Source organism: Neobacillus niacini, from assembly GCF_031457145.1.
GTDB lineage: Bacteria > Bacillota > Bacilli > Bacillales > Cytobacillaceae > Neobacillus > Neobacillus niacini_J.
On the sequence record NZ_JAVDVZ010000014.1, the window covers coordinates 16,212 to 38,262 of the forward strand.

Here is a 22,051-nt window from a genome sequence, read left to right on the forward strand (position 1 = left end):
TAGGAGGTCTGGAAACCATGACACTTTCAATCCTGCAGGAAACTCGTATCATTCGTTTGCTTTGTTTCATGGTCCCATTTGCGATCATAAACAGCTTTATGTTGAACGTGGCTTTACCTGATATATCTGAACAGTTTACACTATCTCCTTCTATTGCAAGTTGGGTGGTCACTGTTTCGGGAATCATTTCAGCAATGGGTGCCCTAATATACGGAAAATTATCAGATCACTTTGGAATGAAGAGTCTTGCTGTTTTTGGGGTTCTTTTATTTTCCGCTGGATCCATCTTTTGTTTAATTGCTCCAGATTTCTCTCTGTTAATTGTTGGCCGTGTGATCCAGGGAATTGGTGTATCATCTATTCCCACTTTAGCGATGATAGCCCCTGTTCGCTATGTTGATGAAGAACGCCGTGGAAAAGCACTTGGGATTCTAGCCTCTGTCATGGCATTTTCAGGAGTAATTGGCCCAATATTGGGCGGGATTTTTACTGGAATCTTGCATTGGCGTTTTTTATTTCTTTTTTCCACGTTCATTATTCTAACTCTTCCTTTTATTCTCAAATGGTTCCCGAATGATGTACAAAAAAAAGCTGGAAAAGTGAATCTACTAGGTGCAGGATTACTAACCGCCTTCATTATTTGTCTAATGGAAGCTATTACCTTGCTGAATATTTGGCTTTTTATTGGATCTATATGTTTATTAATCTTATTCCTTATTCAGCAAAGGAAATCTATTAATCCTTTTATTCCAATACACCTCTTTCAAAATGCTGCCTATCGTTATGGAATCATAATGGGTGCAGTGAATACCTCTGCCAATTTTGGTGTATTTCTGATCACTCCATTGCTTTTCAGTCAATTTTACGGATTAAATGGGTTTTGGATTGGATTACTATTGGCACCTTCAGCTATTACTTCAGGCTTGTTAGGATTATATGGCGGGGCATTGTCTGATCGAAAAGGAAGCAGATATGTAATAAGGCTATCTCTCGTCCTTCTAAGTATTGGTTTTCTTTTACTCTCAATTCTTTCGGGATATACGTATTGGGTCCTGTCTTTATGTCTGATTCTCACGGAAATTGGATATGTTTTTATGCAGCCATCTCTAACTAATTGGATATCCAGAAAACTATCTGTAGAGCAATCAGGCATTGGTCTAGGTGTATACAGTTTGTCAAACTTTATTTCCATTGCCATATGTGGAGCCATTACTACCAAACTAATCGAGTTAAACCATTTCCCTCTCATAAACCCCGCTGCCTTCGATAGCCAAACAGCAATATACAGTAATATATACTTTGGATTTTTCATACTGGCAATGTTAAATTGGCTATTTGTCACATTTTATGTAGAAGACGATAATGGCTACAAAAAAATAAAGGAAGGATATGATTCATTATGATGAAAGCCATTCGGGTTTACCAATACGGTGGACCGGAACAATTAAAACTCGAAAGGATTCCTATTCCGCAGCCCAGCTCTGATGAGGTGTTAATTCGGGTTCATACCGTTGGGGTGCTTCCGTATGATTGGAAATACCGTGAAGGTTACTTTAAGGATAGTCGGCCCGCAATCTTTCCTTATACACCTGGGACAACATTTGCAGGAACTGTGGAGAAAATTGGCCGCAATGTACATGATTATCACATCGGACAGGAAGTCTTTGGACGAAGCAAATATGGAACTTACGCTGAGTTTACCGTAGCATCAAGAGAAGAAATTTTTCCTAAACCTTCAACAATAACATTTCAAGAGGCAGCAGCAATCCCTGGGAGTGCTATTTTAGCGTGGCTTACTCTATTTAGGGACGGAGAATTAAGGGAAGGTGAAAAAGTGCTGATTCATGGAGCAGCAGGAGGATTTGGTTCTATTGCAGTCCAATTGGCTAAATGGAAGGGAGCACATGTTATTGGAACCAGTTCAGGGAGAAATTTAGACTTCCTGTCCTTATTAGGAGCAGACAACGTCATTGATTATACTTCCACCTCTTTTGAGAACATAGTCCAGGATGTAGACCTGGTTGTCGATACGGTGGGCGGAGATACGTTAGAAAGATCCTGGTCCGTTGTGAAAAAAGGAGGAAAACTTCTATCTTTAGTTGAACAGCCATCAGCTGATAAAATACGTATGTATGGACTAAAAACCGTCAAACCGTTTACTCCGTATTCTCCTGAGGAAACAAAAATTATTTCTCAGACAATTTCCCAATTGATTGCAGATAGAAAGTTAAGGATCGTCATTTCAAAACTTGTTTCATTAGAAACGGTGCAGGAAGCACATAGGATATCTCAGCAAGGTCATGGGCGCGGGCGCATTATTTTAAAAGTATATGATGATGATTAAGTTCTAACTTTTAGATCGTGGAACAACCAACCAACCTAGAATCAAAAAGTAATTTACCAGACATAAAAGCCGCTTGTTGTATGTTTTCTAGTAGACCAATCAAATTATTCATTTCCTCACATATTTGTGAGGTCTCTTTTTTTATTATCTTTCTTTATAGTTAAAAAACCTTAACAATAACTATTTACGCATTTCTTAACAGATTCTTGCTTATTCCACATAATGGCCCTTTTCATGAAGAAAGACGCTTTTCTTATTTCAGAAACGCGCCCGATTGCTGAATAAAAAAACCTACAAAATTTTGATTAAACCTTTTTAAAAGGTACATCTTTATCTCAAATACACACAAACTTTAATTAAACAAATAAATCCATTTCATTGTGACAAATTTATCACCGATTCAACAAAATCCTTAAACAGCTACACTAAACGAAAGTTTAATTGAGTTGGTGCTTATCCGTTGTACGTCAATGTTTATCAGCTAAATTTAGAAAAAATATTGACGTATAATGGAGCCCGATCACCGCCACTTTTCATAAGCTTGTCCTGTGTTTACACAAGACCTCTTTCCAAGGTACTAAAATTAAAAAAAAGCAGCATTTCCCCAAAGAGGAGGAAATTGGCTGCTAATTTTATCGTTCATATCCTAACTTGAAATCATACAGATCAAGTAGCTTTATTTACATGGTTCGCTGTATCCTGGCTGTGTTTGTATTTAAAAGTTATCGCAAAAACGATTCCAAGAACGATGGTATAGGCAGCAAAAACTAACCAGATATTCTGCCAGTCTTTTATGCCGTCAACCGTTAAATAATCCACTATTTTCCCACTAATCACAGCACCTAAATAAGCTCCCAGTCCGTTCACCATTGTCATGAATAAGCCCTGTGCACTCCCACGAATTCGGTGATCCACTTCTTTATCTACAAACATCGATCCAGAAATATTAAAGAAGTCAAACGCTGCACCGTACACTATCATGGATAATAGTAATAAGATGAACCCTAATCCGGTTGGGTCTCCAAAAGCTAATAAACCGAATCGCAACGTCCAAGCCACCATACTCAATAGCATGACCGTTTTAATCCCAAATTTACGTAAGAAAAATGGTATGGCAAGAATAAAGACTACTTCTGAAAATTGTCCAATTGATAATAAAATAGCTGGGTATTTCACAGCAAGACTATCTTTATAATCAGGATTTAGCGCAAAATCATGAAGGAATGGGTCTGCAAATGCCAAATTAATTTGCAGTGCAGCACCGATCAGCATTGCAAACACGAAAAAGATGGCCATTTTCTTTTGTTTAAATAGGACAAAAGCGTCGAGTCCTAAGTGGCTTACCCACGACTTCTCTTTCTTAACAGTTGCTGTTGGACAATCAGGCAGCACAACTGAAAATAATGCCAGTAAGATAGCAGCCCCTGATGCAATGTATAACTGGATATTGCTTAACTCAAATCCACCAACACTAATGAGCCACATGGCAAGAATAAAACTAACGGTTCCATATACACGAACGGACGGGAATTCTTTCGTCGTATCGAGTCCTTCTTTTTCTAAACCAATATAGGAAATAGTATAAGATAATGAAATTGTCGGTATGAAAACCATAGCGTTAAAAAACATTACCCAAAACATAACGGTTGGGTCTGAAGCTTGTGCTGCTATAAATAAACAAATCGCTCCAAGAAAATGTAAAATTCCATACAATCTATTCGCTTTCATCCATCGGTCAGCGATAATCCCTATAAGGCTTGGCATTATAAGAGAAGCAAGTCCAGATGCGCCATAAACCGCTCCAACTTGTGAGCCAGAAAAATGTAATGTATTGATCATATACGAGCCAAGTGTAATTAGCCAACATCCCCAAATGAAAAACTGGAGAAAGATCATAATTTTAAGTCGAGATTTAATTGTCATTGTTTTCCTCTTTCTAAGTTGTTAATGTCTAAGCTGTACTTTTCTAGTCATCAAGCTTTTTTAGCTAATTCAGTCATATAATCGAAGAATGCATCACGATTCACATCGTAGACTACATTCACTGGACGTCCATCAGCTGTTTCAACTGTACGGCCTTGGCTTGGACCATCTGTGTGGACAATACTGTTAATGGTTTGTACTTTCACAAGATCACGATTGCCAACAAATGCGGTTGTTAACACATCCCACAAATAGTATGTGGAGTTCGTTGAAAAGTGAACAAGTGGTGGTACCATCGCATAACATTGGCCAAGAAAATCCACACCAATATTTTGGCGTTCTTTTGCCCAACGCTCACGTACATCTAAAGTTAACGGTACTTGGTTTGTACTTTCAAGCGCCACTAAATCAATTTCTATGCCGGTTTCCCATACACGAGCAGCTGCTTCAGGATCCCAAAACACGTTCCATTCCGCTGTTCCATCATGTTCAGGTTCATGTACGTTTCCTGCTTCACGGAATGTACCACCCATCCAAACAAGTCTTTCAATTTTCTCTTCAATCTCAGGAGCTTCATCTAATGCACGAGCAAGATCTGTAAGTGGGCCTGTAAATAATAAAGTTGTTTTTTCTTCAGTTGCTAGAACCGTATCTATTAAATGAAGATGTGCTGGTTTTTCAGCCACTTGTGTTACAACTTTTCCAGATTCATTTAAAATCGGTAGGGCATCAACATAAAACGCATGCATACGCCAATCTTTTGGAAAAGGATTTTTCCCACGAGAATTTGACTCAGCTACTTCAAGGCCGCCGTTTCCAAAGCGATCAATAATTTTTCTGCTCGCAAACACGGCAGGTTCTAAATAACAATCTGCTGGAATGACTGAAACACCTGTGAGCTCAACCGTGTCCATTTTTAGTAATAAAAATAGCGAAATAAGATCGTCAACTCCGCCATCGTGATTAAAATAAATTTTCTTTTTCATTATTTTCTCGATCCCTTCATGGTGAATTATTATAAATTGCTTGGGGTTCATCCAACGATTTTTTTGTTGGAATACTCGAATAACGTCGCACTTTGTTCCGTACTAAGAGCCATAGAAATTTGCCTGACGTGCCGCTTCGCATGATAGCTTATAAAAAACATCTTAAAATATAAAAAACGCTCCGATAGCTACCGGAGCGTTGACTAGGGCATGTAAATACAAAAAGGAAGAATTAATCCTTCTTCTATTTAACACTCACCTCGTAGTCAAACCCTTTACGGCGGCTTGGTAGAAACTCTTGGGCCATATCCCCAATATTATACGACATAATTCAAGATTCAATTCGAATTTATAATAGCAATAATTTGGGGTTCCGTCAACTAAAACACGAACATTTTTCGTTTTTCGTAGTTTATCATTCGTGTAATTGAAGCGTTTTCAATATTATTCTCCCTTTACTGCTTTCACACTTTTGCTATCTGGGGGCTGACCTAAATCCCTCAAATGCTATATTCTATTCAGCACAATTTAAAATCGAAATAGTCAGGATCTGAACCGTCGCGAAGATTTTGGTTTAACCCATGATCCGAACCAAGGTGGACATTCATTAATATTTTTGAAAGTGAAGTTCTACTCTATTCATTTAGAAAAAAAGAAACCTCTTCTCAGTTCTTCAACTCTTGCAACCCGTTACCTCGTAAATATTTAACAAACCATCTTTATGAGTATTCTTACTCCTTCTGTCTCCTCAACAATCTGGCCCGATTGTTGAACACCTACCCGATAAATAAAACCTTTTTAATAAGGTTATCATAAACGAAATTATTTGTTGCGTAGTATGAGTCGAATGACAAACAAACATTATTGAATTAGATACTTTTTATGTTGTTCACGTTTCCGTTCATGAGTAATTTTGGCATATCTTAGTGTGGTATCTGGTGAACTGTGACCTAATAGCTCTTGTATGGCTACAAGTTCAGCTCCATTATTTAATGTTAATGTTGCAAAAGTATGTCTTAAAACATGAGGACTAACCTTGTCCTGTAGACCCACTTTCTTAGCTATCATTCCTATTTCTCTTTGAATTCCTCGTTTAGATAACCTTCTATAAGGTTTTCTCTCTGTAATCATTAAGGCTTTACAGTCATCTTCGCGTTGTTTTAAGTATTTATTTAAATGATACATTGCTCTAATTGAAAAATAGACTTCCCTTTGTTTATCACCTTTACCTATAACTAATGTGCTCCTATTCTGTTGATTGATATCAGCAATATTTAACGCATAAACTTCAGATAAACGACAGCCGGTTGCATACAATACTTCAAGAAAAGCACGTTGTCTAACTGTTTCACATGCTTCTCTCAACATTTCCAATTCTTCGATTGATAACGCTTTAGGAAGACGGTACTCATCTTTTGGAGCTTTTAATTTTGTAGTTGGATCACGTATAATATATTCTTCAGAAGCCAACCAACTAAAAAAACTCTTTAAAACAGATAGTTTCTTTCTGATTGTGCTCATTTTCAAGGATCCATCTTGACTTAGGTACATTCGTTTATCTGCCGTAGCTATGTCCTCAGCCTTCTTTTTTACGACATCAGCAAACATACTTAATTCCAGGATATAGTTGTCTAGAGTAATAGAACTTAAACCTTCTAGTCTTTTGGCCGATATGAACAACTGTATTTTATCCTCCAGATCAGGGTGCACCTCTCCTAATTTAACTTTTTGAATATAATACTCTGATAGAACAGTAGATAATTTATTCTTTGTGGTTTCCACTTCGATATTTGGATATAACTCTATTAATGCTACCACTAAATCTGATAATATTTTCTCTCCTAAGTTCATAAAAGCAACTCTCCTTTGTTTTTATTTGTAAACTAAGGATTGCCTATTCAAACACAAAAAATACCAACTGAGTATGAACAGCTATTTATTTTCGTAGTTTTAAGTCTTTAAGTAAGAAAGAGACGATTACTTTTGGAGTAATCGTCTCTAATAGTTGTATACTGCCAGTATATTTGTACTGCGCAGCAATATTTATTTGTTTTTGGGGTCTCGGCAGAAAAAGCGAATCTTCAACGTTAAGCAAATAAGATCATAAAAAAATCGATTGCCTTTTCAATTAGGAACCGATTTTTTTTGCTAATTAAGCTAACTCTACCCATTAGTTCATCTTGTTCTACAAACTTTTGTCCTATTACGTATGTATCTACACATAAACGGAACTACTTATTCTTAAAACAAATTTTTATTGATTTTAAAAATGAAAAAACAGGATTGACTCTCAACTTGTTCAAAATTTTTATTATAGACCTAAACTATTTGCAGCGTAATTAGCATCTTCATTACTAAAACCCTCAAATACTAACTGTTGAATTAAGCCACTTCTTGAAAACGAAGAATAATCTAGGTAATCTTCAGCCATTTTTACTGCTTGTTCTCGCCAATCTACATTAATTTTTTCTACTGCAAAAACAGCATCTTCATTACTAAAACCTTCAAATACTAACTGTTCTATTAAGCCACTTTTTGAGAATGCAGTATAATCTAAGTAATCTTCAGCCATTCTTACTGCTTGTTGCTGTGACACCGTTCCAGCTGCTTTCTTAGCCTGCTCTTCGGCTGCTTTTTTAGCTTGCTCTTCGGCTGCTTTCTTAGCTTGTTCTTCTGCCGCTTTCTTAGCTTGTTCTTCTGCTTCTTTCTTAGCTCGTTCTTCTGCTTCTTTCTTAGCTTGTTCTTCCGCTTCTTTCTTAGCTTGATCTTCTGCTTCTTTCTTAGCTTGATCTTCCGCTTCTTTCTTAGCTTGATCTTCCGCTTCTTTCTTAGCTTGATCTTCCGCTTCTTTCTTAGCTTCCTCTTTTTCTTTTTCTGTTTGACTTTCATTCTCTAACTCTATTTGTTCGCTTTTAACAGCACTCTCACTTGCGGGAGGTGTAGTTAATCCAATTAAAGTGAAAAATACTACTGTTGCAATTCCAAAATACATTGCCACATATTTCCTATTTCTTTTGGCTGCTGGAGACCACGATAATACAATATTAGGTTTAATTAAACCAATAATAAGTGCTAAAGTAGATATAAGAAATAATAGTACAAATAAATTATCCATTCCTTTTCCTCCTATATTATGTAAAAAATAACAAAATTATAACAACTTAATTATATCATTAATATAGTAGAATATCCCCATAAAATTCAATAGAAATGCAGGCCTTTCGATTTAGACTGTTAATTTCATTTTTACAAGGAGTTATTTTGATTGTGAATTACGTTTTTCTCCCTTTCAACCGTAACGGATTACTTCTCCGAGGAATAGGGTTTTTTCCCTCAAAATTCACTTGGTGAGGAATTATCATTCTTTTATGAATAGTGTATTTGTACTGCGCAATAAATTTATCTATTGTTTTTCTAATTGCTTATGCAACAATAGCGCCCTTTAATGGAATAACTAAAAACCTCTGTCTTAAATAAGTTAATATAAATAATAGTAATTTAAATCGCTCACAAATAGCCCAATTTCTTGAGGTCCCTGTAAACTATCCAAGAGAACATTTTTCTTCCCTCTCTGTTTAAATGATCTGGATCGATAAAATAATTTTTGTTGTCTGCGAATCTTTGATCATTCATATAATTTAAAAATGGGACATCTAATTTAAGAGCTTTTAAGTGCTGAAAAACAAGTCTGTTCATTACTTCTTCATTAAAATATTCTTTATAAGACTGATGTACTGGCTCCATGGTTAATATTACTCGGTAGCCTTTCTCGCTACAATAATTTACAATCTCTTTTAACTGCTTCATATTTCGTTCACTATTATTGTTCTCAACCGCTTCTCTGTATTGTGCTTCTACTTTCTCATACTTTCTTTCCGAATAGTTTCTACCGTTATTTGCCCAAGGTTGATGAGAATTCCATTTAAAGTTTTTCAATTTGCCCGAGAGCGCAGAATTAAAACTACCACTATTTGTCCCAGGTAAGTACAAGTATCTATAGTAATCAATTAAACGAAACGGTTCAATTTCGGTACGATCCAAAACTTTATAATAATTTCCTATGTGCTTGGCCTCAGAATTTGCGAAAGTAATTTGAGAGATGGAAACGATAACTACACCATCAGATTTAAGATACTTGCCATACTCTTTCAACAATTTAAAGTCGTACTGAATCGTCTGAGCAGGAAGTGCTAAGTCCAGATGGGATAAACCAGTAGGCTTGAAATAATAACCATACATTGAGTGAGATGCACCTAGGTTGATGATATTAACTGGATATGGATGTTTCTTAAACGCCAGTATTTCATGGTTAATATTGTAATCATGAGATTGCTTTACAAAGTTATTGACTGGCATAAACAGTAGTAAAACAACAATGATGATAATTGTTAACTTAATAAATAATCGTCCCATAGCAAATCCTTTCAAAACAGTGCTTCTTTTACTAAAATGACTGATTGGCTCACGAATAAACTCCAACCAAATTTCCCATGTAATTTGTTTTTAGATTAAAATCCACCATAAACAAACCCCTTACCCGAAACACCGAAAATAAGGACGGATAAAATGATAAAAATATAAAATGCAAATCTAGTGAATATCAAGCGCTGCGATAGCGATTTCCATGTTGAAGTATTTCTTCTTTCGATATACTGAAATATTTGTACAATAATAAAGAAAAACATGAAGATCACTAAATCTAGCAGCGAATATATTTCTAATGCTTTAATCATTCCCGATGGTCTCCAGGAGCTAAGTGTTAAGAAAAGTTGGGCATTTTCAAATGCATGTGTGACGGAATCCGATCGAAAAAAAACTCTAGAAAAGCAAACTAGCAGGAAGGTGATTGAGATTTTCACCCATTTATGTAGCACTGGACTTCTATCCAATCTAATAAATGAAGCTATTTTTCCACGAAAATGTTTTGTATAATCTCCAAACACACGATAAATCCCATGAATTAGACCCCATAAAACAAAATTCCAAGCGGCTCCATGCCAAATGCCGCTAACTAAAAAAGTAATCAAAATTGCTAAATAAATTTCACTTCTCTTCTTTTTCCCCTTACATAACGGGATAAAGACATAGTCCCTTAGCCATGTAGAGAGCGTTATATGCCATCTATTCCAAAAGTCTGATATCGAAACTGCAAAGTGAGGTTGCTTAAAGTTTTCTGTCAAATTTATCCCTAGCATTCTTGCACAACCGATGGCAATGTCACTGCATGCTGAAAAATCAGCGAACAATTGTATCGAGAATAGAATAGTAGCTAATACGATTTGTGAACCAGTCGGGTTAGGACTATCGAAAACACTGGATACGATTGGAGCTAGTCGATCTGCAATTAATGTCTTCTTAAAAAAACCCCATGCAATTCTTTTCATCCCATAGTTTATATTTTCATAATTAAAACTATGTTCTACTTTAAATTGCGAAAGCAATTTCTTAGCACGTTCAATCGGCCCAGCAACTAATTGCGGAAAAAACGCAAAAAATATCGAAAAATAACCGTAATGTCTTTCTGCCCTTTGCTTTCCATAATAGATATCCACAAGATAACTTACTGCCTGAAATGTATAAAAAGAAATGGCTAATGGCAGGACAATTTCTTGGTATGGTACGGTATAATTCCAATCCATGTATTTGGCAATCGCTCGAAGTGAGTCATTTACAAAATTAAAATATTTAAACCATCCCAGAAAAAACAATAATACGGAAATACCAACTAGCATGACCTTTTTCTTCTGTTTTTTTGTCTCCTGTTTTTCAATGATAATTCCAGTAAAATAAGTAAAAGCTGTGCTTGCAAGTAGTAACGGTATAAATTGAATACTTAGGATAGCGTAAAAAACGTAACTTGCTACTAATAATAGAATCCATCTTAATCGATGCTGGATTAAATAATAGGTAAAAACAATTATTGCGAAAAATAGGAGAAACTCAATTGATATAAAAGTCATTCAATCACCTGTGTTGACGAAATGCTCAGAAACTAATAATCTATAACCTAATGCAGAATTCACGTTATTATAATGCTTCACCTAGAAGGCGACACAATTAGTTTCAGATTTCAGTATTTAAGTTTTGTCACGTGTACCACATTTCTGTTACGGGTTTAGGTTACTATAAATTGTTCATATTTAGGTAACTCGGAATAGAGGATTTTTCCAAAATGATTACGTGGGATTTTTTCAATTCTCATAATCTTAAAGCCTTTTAAGTTTAATTTTTCCTTGATTATTTTTTTTATTGAAACACAATCTTCATTCAATGTGTAAATATACATTTGGTCATCCGTCCCAGCGCAGATACAATCATGACCATACTCTTTTAAAAGGCCTTCAACTTCATCAAGACTGATACGATTCCCATAGATTTTAATCATTCTTTTGATCCGGCCAGTAATAAAGAAATACCCATCCTGATCAAAGTAAGCCATATCACTTGTACGCAAAATTCCGTTATTCTCATCTTTTTTCGAAAGATCGAATAACGACTCAGCATACCCCAAAGAAACATTTGCTCCTTTGTATATCAATTCGCCGATAACATTAGGCTGTGTAATTTTGTTGCCATTGTCGTCTTGCAAAATCAGTTCTCCACCTGGAATAGCAATACCAATACTTCCGACTTTATCAAGGGATTTTTCATATGGTAAATAGCTCATCCGAGCCGTTGCTTCAGTTTGACCATACATGGTGAAAAATTGTTTTCCTTTCTGATTACAAACTTCCGCAAATTTGTACGATAAAATGGAGCTTAATTTTCCACCTGCTTGAGTTAGTTTTTTTAAACTTGGAAGATGAAACTCTTCAAACTTCAGCCTATCAAGCATCTCATACACGAAAGGAACGCCACCGAAAGTTGTTACTTGCTGCTCTCTGCATAAGTTCCAAAACTCTTTTTTCATGATAGATGCATCCGTTACAACTATCGTCGCCCCGCATATGAAATGACTATTAATTATCGAGAGACCATAGGAGTAATTCATTGGAAGTGTTGTTATAGGTTTATCGTCTGCATTAATGTCAAGGTACTTTGCTATTGATTCAGCATTACTGAAAATATTTTTATAACTTAAACGAACAAATTTAGGGCTCCCAGTACTTCCTGAGGTTGTTAAAAGGAGCGCAAGATCTTCATGAAGATCATGTTGGAAATATGTCGGACATCTAAATAATGTGTAGTCTCCAAACACAAATGAACTATCCATTACTTTTAATAGGTCTTGATTTTCACTACTCGCCCAAATATATGCAGGCTTATAAAGGTTAATCAATCTGCGCAACCAATCAATATGGATAGATGCATCCAAAAGTACAGGTACAACACCACCTCTAATAAAGCCCACGTAGCCAAGTAAAGACTCTTTATTATTTGAACATAAACAAAAAACGAGCGTTCTTTCACCTACATTACCACAGATAGCGTCGGCAATTTCTACCATTTCAGAGTAAGAATATTTGCGTTCAGCATATACAGCGGTGCGGTTCCCAAACTCCTCCAATTTTTTGAAACTATTCATTAATAAAGTCCACTCCCAACCGTTTCAATAGCTCAATCCCTGACTTGTAAGAATTAAACTCTGTAATCCAATCAAAATCTATTGAGACATCAAAAACCTCCTCAATCTCAGTAATGAGTGTCATATGTCCGATTGAATCCCATTCTCTTGTTTCTCCAAGTGCTAACTCTTCACATACATCATCTTCCTCCAAGTCCAGCACATTAATAAATGCATTTCTATATTTTTCGATATTTCTCATCATTTACACCCTTTCAATCATTACTGTCTCCTGCATCTGTATGAAGATCTTGTTAGCTCAAACAGTTTCTATATCTGACAAATTATCTAGGGTTCAGCAGCCACATCTTGAAGATGATACACCTGAAAATTACGGTAACCTAATCGATATTTCTGTCTCAAGTTATACTTTTTTGTCGAGAATCATGCACACTTTAACTCTATTTCTTAAGTACTGAAAAAAACACTCTAGCTCGAAGAAAAATATTTAGAATATCGTTGGAAGATATAATAGACAAAATGCGCAACCATTATGGATTACTCAAATCAATAATTCTGTTATTTTTCATCGAGACACCACTTATTAGCACATTTTCATTTCCCCTTATTGATAACGATAATCATTTTCATACATGATTTTAGCATATCACTTTTCAAAAGGTCAACAACTCACGTAATAATTTGTGTTATGATACTTTCTGTAAACGAGGTCAATGAATCTTTTATGATATTCGTAAAGCTTTCCATTTCGTAAACATCTACTTTTTGGATAATTTTAGAGGAACATTCACCAACAAAAAACAAACAAAGTAAATACTACAGTCATCAATAATAGAGACACTCTTTTTAACGAGAATTAAACGTCTGAATAATTAGATAATTTATTACGAATAAAGGTACATCTATATTCAATTATTAAATTTAAATTTCTAATTCATTAACAGGTGTTATTCAACAATCTGGCCCGATTGTTGAACACCTACCCGATAAATAAAACCTTTTTAATAAAGTTATCATAAATGAATTTATTTGTTGCGTAGTAATGGTCTAATACGAAAAAAAGACCACCCTAAAAGAGTGATCGCCTTACATGATTTTTGAATTACAAGTATCGTTGTACTGTGCAGTAATTGTTCAACAAAAAAAGAAGCGTAAGTTATTTCAAACTTCCGCTAATTTTCAAGACATTAATTATGTTAGGCGTAGACTATGTTTCCGTATACCACATGTGCGGAGTGTATGTGGCAACACAATAAGATGTTGGTGAGTTTACCTTGCTGCTTTATTAACACCGCTAATTTGGGGCTTTAAATTTATTCTCTGTATATATGCAAAAATCATCATTAATTTTAATAATGATCAATATAAACATTCTTAGAAAAATCATATAATTAAGCTCATGAATATCTTCACTGTCATCTCCACTTGGCTGTGTACCATGACTATACCTATTTCGTAAATCCAAAGCATTATTGAAAGATGATTTATTCAAGTAGTAATTAATATAATCCTGTTCTGATAAACTTTATAATCACTAGCAGAAACTTCTTCATTCCTTAATAAATCGAAGAAATTATCATATTCTCTTCCTAAACTAACACTATTCTTCCCTTTAAAAAAAGTTAGCACCAATAGGCTCAAGGCTTCTATTAACAAAAGAGGCAATGTAAACAGAAGTAGACATATGACTAGTAATAAAAACTCTCCCATTCCCATTGCGATTGGAAAAGTTTTCGTGAAGCCATTGATGTTAAACATGAACTCCAAAAGATAAAGATTCGAGAGAATAATCCAAATACTTGTTCTCAGCTGAATGATAAATAGTGGAAAGATGTTACGAATCATATGTACAATAAAGATTCTACTTTTCCTAATTGCTTTAGCCTTGAGGTATAAAACATAGTCCCTATACTCTTCCCCTCTAGGGTCTTAATTAGAAATTGCATAAAAAACAGGGTTGGGAGGAAAAAGATGGTTACAATAGGCACAAAATAGGGCTTATGACCAAAGATGCCATATAGCTGCAAAAATTTCAGTCCAGTTGTTTTATAGAGTGTGATCACGAAAAACATAAAGAGAAAAATGACAAGTAAATCCGGAACGGACTCAAAAAAATCCGTCACTTTCCTGAACAGTTTCCCTATTTTTTGGGGTGCCATTTGCACCATTAACGCTCCCAGCATACCAACAATAATAACCACCATTAAGGATGCAAATACAATGGTCATCGAATAACGATAGCTTTCAGCCATATTCATTTGTTCAAATAAGCCCATGAATTGAGGATCATTAATTTGAGTCAATTTTTGAATATTAATCTCAATAAATTTCCAAAACGGCTTAAAGTTAATCGTTAGTGTTTTCCCTATTCCTATTAATGTAGGTAGTGCAAAAACAAAAAGGATTCTTGAAATCATGAGAACAATCCTAAGGGGCAGATCCAAATATTTTTTCATTTTTTACCTCTCTCACTTTTAAATTGTCCGATATAGATAACGAACCCTCTAAAGGAATTAGACGTGACAAAACTGGTCTTTGTTCACATTTTTATAAAAAATGAACTTTTTCATATTTCTCTCTTTTTACAAAAAAAGCTTGCCGACTTTAGTCTAAACTGCGACTTAATCAGCAAGCTTTTTCAATCATTAAAAATATAATAATGCCACTTTTTCTTTAGCTTCTAAGTTTTCAATCATTGAATACCAAGTCTCTGGTTTATTTGATAAGACGGTATAATAGCGTTTCAAAAATTTCACTATTAAGTCTGTTTGCAGTTCATTCCTTTCTCCATCCATTGGGAGGAAACATAGGTCTAGACCAGTTACAGCTTCTCCATCATTGTTCCAGGACGGGTGAACATATGGAAAATCCAGACGTTTGTATCCAAGGTGTGCCAGCACTTCACGACGAACATAAGGATCCATCGGCTTAACACCGCCAAATTCATAATGCTCTACACGATATGGGTCATAGATTTCAGCAAACATACCCATCAGTTTCTTCCCATTCGCTGCTGCTAATTCATTCAGGTCTTCTAGTCTTTTATTCGCTAAAAATGGACCGATGCCCAAGCCTGCTTGGCCAATAATTGTAAAATCCGTCATTGCTACATTAAAGTCTTCATAATAACGGTACTCAGTTGCGCCCACTACTTTTCCTTCATGAACAGCGACAAAAACACGGATACCTGGATCTTCTAACGGTTCTTTCCAAAGATCAAATTCTAGTACTTCTTCTGGGGGAACACATCTTGCATTAATTGATGCATTTGTTTAAATAACGGATCGTTGATATTGGTAATTCTACTATATTCCATTGGATCATCTCCTTTTCTTTATTTTGAATGGGAAAACGGATTTTTCCATTCCATTAGCGTGCCATAATTATACGATTCTTCATCCTCTAAATAATTTGCTACTACTTTTACTGGTGTACGGCCGCAACGGAGGAGAAAAGTGATAACTGGATCCTTCAGCTCCCCTTTTACCACAGCATCTATATATTGTTCAGGTGACTTTTCATTCGCATGTTTGTGATAACCTGGCATCCTACCCCCACCAAGCAGTCTTTCCAACCCCAAATGAACAACAACATCATACATAGAAAACATCAACCACTTGCCTAAACCTAACTTTCGAAAAGATGGACGGACACCTATATCGACAACGTAAAAGGTATTCCCTTTAGGGTTGTGGTTCCGGATATAGCCATTATCCGTTATTTCTTCCCAGGAATGTTCTGGATGTTGAGGATCAAATTCGACAAGAAGTCCAGTCATAGACCCAGCTATTTCACCATCCACTTCGATACATAAAGCTCCCTGTGGAAAAAGAGTCACATGATTATTTAGTTGCTCTTCATTCCACCATAATTCAGATGGAAATGGAGGAGGAAAGCTTTCCTGTTGAATACGAATTAAGTCAGGAAAGTCCTTCTTTTCATAATTTCGGATGACAACTGGAACAGGTTTGTCTTGGTCAAAAACGAAAAATTCTTTTCGATACATGAGGAGTCCCCCATTTCATTGATAAATCAGCTTATTTTGTTTCCCAATCTGGGTAAAGATCTGTACGTCGGTCACGCCATGTGGTCACCGATCCTTTTTCACGAACTTGATATAATAGCTCTAAATTCAAGTCTGCTGTAACGATCATATCCTGATTAATCTCACCTTCTACCAAAATCCCTTTTGGCGGGAATGGAATGTCATTTGGTGTGATGACAACTGCCTGGCCAAAATTGGCACGCATGAAATCAACGGTTGGCAGCGCACCGACCGTACCAGTTGTGACAACATAGACTTGATTTTCGATGGCTCTTGCATGACTTGTGTAACGAACACGGTGAAAGCCGTGGCGATCGTCTGTACATGATGGACAGAAAATGACATCTGCTCCTTTTGCCTTTGCCATACGAACGATTTCCGGAAATTCAATGTCATAGCACGTTAACATAGCAATTTTCCCTTTTTCAGTCTCGAAAAATTCCAGACCGTCTCCGGGACTCATATTCCACTCATGTACCTCTGTTGGAGTTATATGAAGTTTCGCTTGTTCCACCACTCTTCCATCCGGGTAAAACATATGAGCAACGTCATAAAGGCGATCATTCTTACGGGTCACATGTGTTCCACCTATAATGTGCATCTTATATTGTTTGGCAAGTTCGATAAATAACGACCGGTACTGATCGGTATAATCAGGTAATTATTGGATGGTTAATGCTTCCCCTTTATCGTTGCCAATGGACATAAGTTGAGTAGTGAAAAATTCAGGGAAGATGATAAAATCGGATCCGAATTCTTCTGCTGTTTTTATATAATGCTCCACCTGGTCTGCAAACTCTTTAAAAGAGCTAATGGTATGAAGATAATACTGAACGGCTGATACTCTCATTTGCATACAATCCCCTACTTTCTATTTGTCATAATCATTTAATCCTATTATTAACGAAATGAAAAATTTGAACAAGTACGCACTTTTTCATTACATAGTGTAAAAAAATATACTGTAAAATTTATATAGTTTCCCCTACCTTATTTTATTAGTATAAAAAATCTTTTCTTTTTCATACTAAAAGGAAGAATTACCATTACACTTTTTCTAAAGTGAACAAATGGCAGCTTATATCAGTGAGGGATGTTAATGTTTTGGAAAAAAGGTAAAAGCATTGCTAATGATAGTAGTGACACACAACAACCTGTGCGGATATCACTAGACTCTCTAAAACAGGTTTTAGACAATATGGACGATATAGAGATAATCGAACGCACTACACTTAACGATCAAAAAGTTGTCTTTATCTATTTAAGAACCTTAATTAACCAGGATCGTTTGAATGAATCGATAATAGAACCTGTTATCCAATGTCCACATGCCATGATTTACGAAAGCATAGCCACACCTAAAGTAATGAAAATCCAATTACTTGAAGAGGCACAGAAATTACTCCTCACCGGTGCTGTACTTCTGAATGATTGTATCCAAGAACAATGGTTGGTCATTCCTCTTCCTAACGAATTAAGTAGGGGGATTGAAACCTCTGAAACAGAAACAATTTTATACGGTGCAAAAGATAGTTTCACTGAACAATTAGAACCAAATATCACCCTCATACGCAGAAGACTTCCTATTACTGAATTAAAAACAGAGAAATATAAAGTAGGTTCATTAAGTGAAACAACGGTTATCCTAATGTACATAGACGGGTTAACCAATCCTGAATATATATCAATAGCAAGAAAGAAAATCTCTGAAATTAACTTTGATTTATTTTTCGATTCATCCCAGGTAGCGGCATTTATGGAGGAACATCATCACAGTATTTTTCCACAATTCCAACAAACTGACCGCCCAGATGTTTGTGCTTATTCCTTAGGGCTCGGTAAATTAACTATCTTGGTAGAGAACACACCGTTTGTATTAATTGCACCAATCACCTTTTTTCACCTTTTCCAATCACCTGAGGATTATATTAATCGTTGGCCAGTTGCAAGTTTTTTAAGAGTTATTCGATATTTAAGCTTTTTTCTGTCCGTCACACTGATACCATTTTATGTTGCACTAACAACCCACCATTATCAAATGATTCCCTTACAAATACTATTTGTTATAGTGGAATCTAGAAGTAAACTACCTTTTACACCATTTTGGGAAGCAATACTGATGTTAACTATTCTTGAAATCATAAAAGAAGCGAGTTTACGGATGCCGACCAAATCAAGTCAAACCTTAGGGGTGATTGGTGGTATAGTTATCGGTCAAGCAGCGGTTCAAGCGGGTTTTGCGAGCAAAGTATTAATTGTATTAGTTTGTATTTCAACCATCTCCTCATTTTTAGTACCAAACTATTTGATGACGAAGGCAAATACACTCATTCAATTTGTTTTTCTTCTCCTTTCATCCTTTTTTGGTGTTTTTGGCATTGCCATGGGAGCTGTTGCCATTTTGGCACATCTAAATGGTCTTACTTCCTTAAAACAACCCTATTTTTCACCAATCGCTCCATTTTACTGGAAGGACTGGAACGATCTCTTTATTAGAGGGCCTTTAACAAACATGAAATCCCGTCCGGATCATTTACACCCTTTACAGAAATGGAGATACAAACGAAGGATGTGATTCAAAGGTGGCCACATTTTCCTTATTTGATAAATCATCTAAATTTGACGGAATCTATGTCTTTTTCATCGTCAACCGTTTCCAAATGCTTTACCTATTTTTTTTAATGCCTACCTACTTATTACACCCGTTTATGATTTGGGGCATTGTTGCAATGGCAATCTTTTCCCAACTCAATATAAGGCTGTTATGCAAATGGCTAGAATCAAATTATGCTAAAAAGGGATATCAAGGTTTTGTAGAGCTTTTTGGTGTTCGAATGGTAAGGCTTTTGACTTTTATAGGCCTTATATTGATACTAATCAAAATAACGGTGATCACACTTGGATACTTAGAAGTCATTCATGATTTTATTTTCCCATCAATGAATTTAAATTGGATTATTTTTTTCATTCTTCTTACGAGCTCCTATGTTGCTTCACTAGGAATGAAGAATACCATACGGTTTGTGGTAATTGTTTTTTTATGTGTTTTTTGGATAATTTTTTTATATTATCCCTTTTTTTTCCCCCCAATCGCTGCATTACATGATTTGTATCCCTTGATACCAACAAATTGGACAACGGATTCATGGAAAGGATTGTTACTCATTTGGTCTTCATATTCAGGACCAGAGTATTTAATCTGTTTAATTCCTTGGATCAAACCGCAACAAAAAATGCGTAAATATTTAACCTATGCGAATGCTCTTTCTACTTCAGAGTATTTGCTATTGTTTATTGCGAGTTTATTCTTTTTCGGTTCAAATTATTTAAGTAAAAGTAAATACCCTATTATTCATATGATTCGATACTTACAATCTCCCATGTTTGAACGACTGGATATTATCCTGATTTCACTGCATATGTTTTTATTGGTGTTTGCTATATCAATTTTCTTGTTATGTATATATGGGGCTACAAGAATCATCCTAAAAAAAACAAGTACCCAACCTTCACGTATGGGTTTTGCTGTCACTTGTATTATGTTATTTCTCTGCTTTGTAATTGTGAATAATTGGATTTGGTCCATTGAAACCGAACAAAATATTCTCCTGAATATTCAAATTTGGTTAAGTGGAATAACTTACTTTATCGTCCCAACATTCTTGCTCCTATCGACAAAGCTAAAAGGGCGTGTAAAAGCATGAGACGAAAGAAAATGCTTTTAGTTTGGGGAATCTTTGTTTCATTCGTCATGATTCCAGGATGTGCCCCATTTGTTGAGAACAACACAATTGAAGATATTGCCCCTCTCACTTTTTGGTCAATTAGTAAAGGCGAAAAAGGAAAAATAAAAATGAGTACATTAGTCCCTCCATTAGTAAATGAGCCAAAAAGCTTATTAACACTAGAAGTTGATCTCCTTAAACAGGGAGGAAAAGACTTTAATTTAAGATATTATCGTGAATTGAAGGTTGGACAACTCCGTTTTTTTTTAATTCATGAGGAATTAGCGAAACAAGGGATTATTCAGTTGATTAACACGCTATTGACAGACTATGATATTTCGCAACGAATGTATTTAGTAATCGTTAAAGGTAATTTTGACGAATATATTAACAGACAAGCAAAGAAGCAAGAAAACCTTGATTATTACCTGTATCGGATGCTAAGACACTATGAGAGGAAAAGACAAGGTGAAATGACCATTGTCAATTTGCATGAATATAAAAATGAGCTGTTTTCACCATTTTCAGATCCCGTTCTTCCTGTTTTCAAAGTAGCGAAAGATAACTTTACTTACGAGGGGACTGCTTTTTTTAGCAATGATAAATTAATAGAAACGGTCACAAGTACCGAAGATCAAATATTTCAACTTCTTGACAATGATCACTATTTGAAGTTTTTTCCAATACCCAAATTAGATGTGGTTATTGGGCATCTACGCTCAAGAGTAAATGTGGATTTAGATAAAAATCTTTCCCTAGTTACAATAAACGTGAAACTAAATGGAAGAATTGAGGAATATCAAGGTAATAAAAATATCCTCAACGGAAATGAACTGATGCAGCTTCATAAGGAAATTGAAATTGAATTAGAAATGAAAACTATGGACCTCATAAAAAAAATGCGAGATCTGAAGGTGGATCCTCTTCAAATCGGAACACACACCCTTAGCCCCTTTTCCAAACCCATCAGCGAAAAGGTATGGTTAGCCGCTTGGGGAAAAATGAAAATAAAAGTTAATTATCAGCTTTATTTTGAGGCATTACAAAATACTAAAAATAATTATTAAATTATCATGAAAAGAGGTTGACCCCCTTGGCCGGAGTCAACCTTAGCTTACCAGTTAAAATTTACCTAATCGACTCTTGTCTTACTAAAGGATTCAACCCAGCAGTTTCCATATAATCTTTTCCCCAGTTATACATAGCATCGAGAATCGGCATCAAGCTTCTTCCTTGTTCAGTAAGGGAGTATTCTACTTTTGGAGGAACCACGGGATAGACTTCGCGTTTTACAATCAAGTCTTCTTCCAGTTCTCGCAATTGATTAACTAGCATTCTCTGCGTGATCCCTGGCATAAGAGCTTTCAGTTCACCAAATCGCTTCGTTCCCTCTTTTCCTAGATGCCATAGTATAAGCATCTTCCATTTACCACCGATAACGGAAAGAGTTAATTCTTTTTCACAATTAAACATCTTATCCTGCATTCGCGACATTTCACTTCA

Annotated in this window: 17 protein-coding genes, 2 pseudogenes and 1 riboswitch; of the genes and pseudogenes, 5 read left to right on the plus strand and 14 right to left on the minus strand. The window is 35.6% G+C overall.

Translation table 11 applies throughout. From position 1 onward, the window contains the following. The first annotated feature begins 17 nt into the window (after positions 1–17). Positions 18–1,403 carry an MFS transporter gene (locus J2Y03_RS23530; RefSeq protein ID WP_310199046.1) on the plus strand — a complete coding sequence of 462 codons (1,386 nt, stop codon included), beginning with the start codon at positions 18–20 and terminating at the stop codon, positions 1,401–1,403. Continuing rightward, positions 1,400–2,344: an NADP-dependent oxidoreductase gene (locus J2Y03_RS23535; protein WP_310199048.1), complete on the plus strand. Its 945-nt coding sequence runs from the start codon at positions 1,400–1,402 to the stop codon at positions 2,342–2,344. The genes J2Y03_RS23530 and J2Y03_RS23535 overlap by 4 nt, the downstream gene beginning before the upstream one ends. Positions 2,345–3,010: 666 nt before the next feature. On the opposite strand, the gene J2Y03_RS23540 is transcribed toward J2Y03_RS23535, so the two are convergent. From J2Y03_RS23540 to J2Y03_RS23600, 13 genes and pseudogenes are all read right to left on the minus strand, one after another. Next, positions 3,011–4,267 (minus strand): nucleoside permease, encoded by a 1,257-nt coding sequence (locus J2Y03_RS23540; RefSeq protein WP_310199050.1) that lies wholly within the window; start codon positions 4,265–4,267, stop codon positions 3,011–3,013. Positions 4,268–4,317: 50 nt separating this feature from the next. Further along, positions 4,318–5,253, minus strand: a complete 936-nt coding sequence (locus J2Y03_RS23545; protein ID WP_310199052.1) for a nucleoside hydrolase — start codon at positions 5,251–5,253, stop codon at positions 4,318–4,320. Between the two features lie 243 nt (positions 5,254–5,496). Next, positions 5,497–5,598, minus strand: a riboswitch (purine riboswitch). A 516-nt stretch (positions 5,599–6,114) separates the two neighbouring features. Beyond that, positions 6,115–7,104: a site-specific tyrosine recombinase/integron integrase gene (gene xerA, locus J2Y03_RS23550; RefSeq protein WP_310199053.1), complete on the minus strand. Its 990-nt coding sequence runs from the start codon at positions 7,102–7,104 to the stop codon at positions 6,115–6,117. A 460-nt stretch (positions 7,105–7,564) separates the two neighbouring features. Further along, positions 7,565–8,368, minus strand: a complete 804-nt coding sequence (locus tag J2Y03_RS23555) for an Ltp family lipoprotein (RefSeq protein WP_310199055.1) — start codon at positions 8,366–8,368, stop codon at positions 7,565–7,567. 392 nt (positions 8,369–8,760) lie between these two features. After that, positions 8,761–9,732 (minus strand): hypothetical protein, encoded by a 972-nt coding sequence (locus J2Y03_RS23560; RefSeq protein ID WP_310199057.1) that lies wholly within the window; start codon positions 9,730–9,732, stop codon positions 8,761–8,763. A 29-nt stretch (positions 9,733–9,761) separates the two neighbouring features. Continuing rightward, on the minus strand, positions 9,762–11,213 hold the full coding sequence (locus J2Y03_RS23565) for an MBOAT family O-acyltransferase (RefSeq protein WP_310199059.1): 1,452 nt from the start codon (positions 11,211–11,213) through the stop codon (positions 9,762–9,764). A gap of 155 nt (positions 11,214–11,368) precedes the next feature. After that, complete coding sequence (locus J2Y03_RS23570) at positions 11,369–12,778, minus strand: AMP-binding protein (RefSeq protein WP_310199061.1); 1,410 nt, start codon at positions 12,776–12,778, stop codon at positions 11,369–11,371. Then, positions 12,771–13,019, minus strand: coding sequence for an acyl carrier protein (locus J2Y03_RS23575; RefSeq protein ID WP_310199063.1), 249 nt, complete (start codon positions 13,017–13,019; stop codon positions 12,771–12,773). Before J2Y03_RS23575 ends, J2Y03_RS23570 begins: the two co-directional genes overlap by 8 nt. Before the next feature lie 1,247 nt (positions 13,020–14,266). Continuing rightward, complete coding sequence (locus tag J2Y03_RS23580; RefSeq protein ID WP_310199212.1) at positions 14,267–14,653, minus strand: hypothetical protein; 387 nt, start codon at positions 14,651–14,653, stop codon at positions 14,267–14,269. Continuing rightward, positions 14,620–15,234, minus strand: a complete 615-nt coding sequence (locus tag J2Y03_RS23585) for a hypothetical protein (protein WP_310199065.1) — start codon at positions 15,232–15,234, stop codon at positions 14,620–14,622. The genes J2Y03_RS23580 and J2Y03_RS23585 overlap by 34 nt, the downstream gene beginning before the upstream one ends. Before the next feature lie 189 nt (positions 15,235–15,423). Next, a pseudogene (locus tag J2Y03_RS23590) lies at positions 15,424–16,094 on the minus strand (GNAT family N-acetyltransferase). Positions 16,095–16,112: 18 nt separating this feature from the next. After that, complete coding sequence (locus J2Y03_RS23595; RefSeq protein WP_310199067.1) at positions 16,113–16,784, minus strand: GNAT family N-acetyltransferase; 672 nt, start codon at positions 16,782–16,784, stop codon at positions 16,113–16,115. Between the two features lie 31 nt (positions 16,785–16,815). Then, positions 16,816–17,679 (minus strand): annotated as a pseudogene (locus tag J2Y03_RS23600) (carbon-nitrogen hydrolase family protein). A gap of 243 nt (positions 17,680–17,922) precedes the next feature. Here J2Y03_RS23600 and J2Y03_RS23605 point away from each other — a divergent pair. The 3 genes from J2Y03_RS23605 to J2Y03_RS23615 all read left to right on the plus strand — a co-directional run bounded on the left by J2Y03_RS23605 (position 17,923) and on the right by J2Y03_RS23615 (position 21,615). Beyond that, on the plus strand, positions 17,923–19,398 hold the full coding sequence (locus J2Y03_RS23605) for a spore germination protein (RefSeq protein ID WP_310199069.1): 1,476 nt from the start codon (positions 17,923–17,925) through the stop codon (positions 19,396–19,398). A gap of 133 nt (positions 19,399–19,531) precedes the next feature. Next, on the plus strand, positions 19,532–20,527 hold the full coding sequence (locus tag J2Y03_RS23610) for a GerAB/ArcD/ProY family transporter (protein ID WP_310199071.1): 996 nt from the start codon (positions 19,532–19,534) through the stop codon (positions 20,525–20,527). Further along, positions 20,524–21,615 (plus strand): Ger(x)C family spore germination protein, encoded by a 1,092-nt coding sequence (locus J2Y03_RS23615; RefSeq protein ID WP_310199073.1) that lies wholly within the window; start codon positions 20,524–20,526, stop codon positions 21,613–21,615. The genes J2Y03_RS23610 and J2Y03_RS23615 overlap by 4 nt, the downstream gene beginning before the upstream one ends. A 61-nt stretch (positions 21,616–21,676) precedes the next feature. Here J2Y03_RS23615 and J2Y03_RS23620 read toward each other — a convergent pair whose 3' ends face one another. Beyond that, the gene (locus J2Y03_RS23620) at positions 21,677–22,042 is read right to left on the minus strand and encodes a winged helix-turn-helix transcriptional regulator (RefSeq protein ID WP_108669074.1); all 366 of its coding nucleotides are present in this window, start codon (positions 22,040–22,042) and stop codon (positions 21,677–21,679) included. Positions 22,043–22,051: the final 9 nt, after the last annotated feature.

What these genes read in the sequence shown, in the direction of transcription:
- J2Y03_RS23530 (WP_310199046.1), top strand. Translation starts at nt 18, where the DNA reads ATGACACTTTCAATCCTGCAGGAAACTCGTATCATTCGTTTGCTTTGT.
- J2Y03_RS23535 (WP_310199048.1), top strand. Translation starts at nt 1,400, where the DNA reads ATGATGAAAGCCATTCGGGTTTACCAATACGGTGGACCGGAACAATTA.
- J2Y03_RS23540 (WP_310199050.1), bottom strand. Translation starts at nt 4,267, where the DNA reads ATGACAATTAAATCTCGACTTAAAATTATGATCTTTCTCCAGTTTTTC.
- J2Y03_RS23545 (WP_310199052.1), bottom strand. Translation starts at nt 5,253, where the DNA reads ATGAAAAAGAAAATTTATTTTAATCACGATGGCGGAGTTGACGATCTT.
- xerA (WP_310199053.1), bottom strand. Translation starts at nt 7,104, where the DNA reads ATGAACTTAGGAGAGAAAATATTATCAGATTTAGTGGTAGCATTAATA.
- J2Y03_RS23555 (WP_310199055.1), bottom strand. Translation starts at nt 8,368, where the DNA reads ATGGATAATTTATTTGTACTATTATTTCTTATATCTACTTTAGCACTT.
- J2Y03_RS23565 (WP_310199059.1), bottom strand. Translation starts at nt 11,213, where the DNA reads ATGACTTTTATATCAATTGAGTTTCTCCTATTTTTCGCAATAATTGTT.
- J2Y03_RS23570 (WP_310199061.1), bottom strand. Translation starts at nt 12,778, where the DNA reads ATGAATAGTTTCAAAAAATTGGAGGAGTTTGGGAACCGCACCGCTGTA.
- J2Y03_RS23575 (WP_310199063.1), bottom strand. Translation starts at nt 13,019, where the DNA reads ATGAGAAATATCGAAAAATATAGAAATGCATTTATTAATGTGCTGGAC.
- J2Y03_RS23585 (WP_310199065.1), bottom strand. Translation starts at nt 15,234, where the DNA reads ATGAAAAAATATTTGGATCTGCCCCTTAGGATTGTTCTCATGATTTCA.
- J2Y03_RS23595 (WP_310199067.1), bottom strand. Translation starts at nt 16,784, where the DNA reads ATGTATCGAAAAGAATTTTTCGTTTTTGACCAAGACAAACCTGTTCCA.
- J2Y03_RS23605 (WP_310199069.1), top strand. Translation starts at nt 17,923, where the DNA reads ATGTTTTGGAAAAAAGGTAAAAGCATTGCTAATGATAGTAGTGACACA.
- J2Y03_RS23610 (WP_310199071.1), top strand. Translation starts at nt 19,532, where the DNA reads ATGATTTGGGGCATTGTTGCAATGGCAATCTTTTCCCAACTCAATATA.
- J2Y03_RS23615 (WP_310199073.1), top strand. Translation starts at nt 20,524, where the DNA reads ATGAGACGAAAGAAAATGCTTTTAGTTTGGGGAATCTTTGTTTCATTC.
- J2Y03_RS23620 (WP_108669074.1), bottom strand. Translation starts at nt 22,042, where the DNA reads ATGTCGCGAATGCAGGATAAGATGTTTAATTGTGAAAAAGAATTAACT.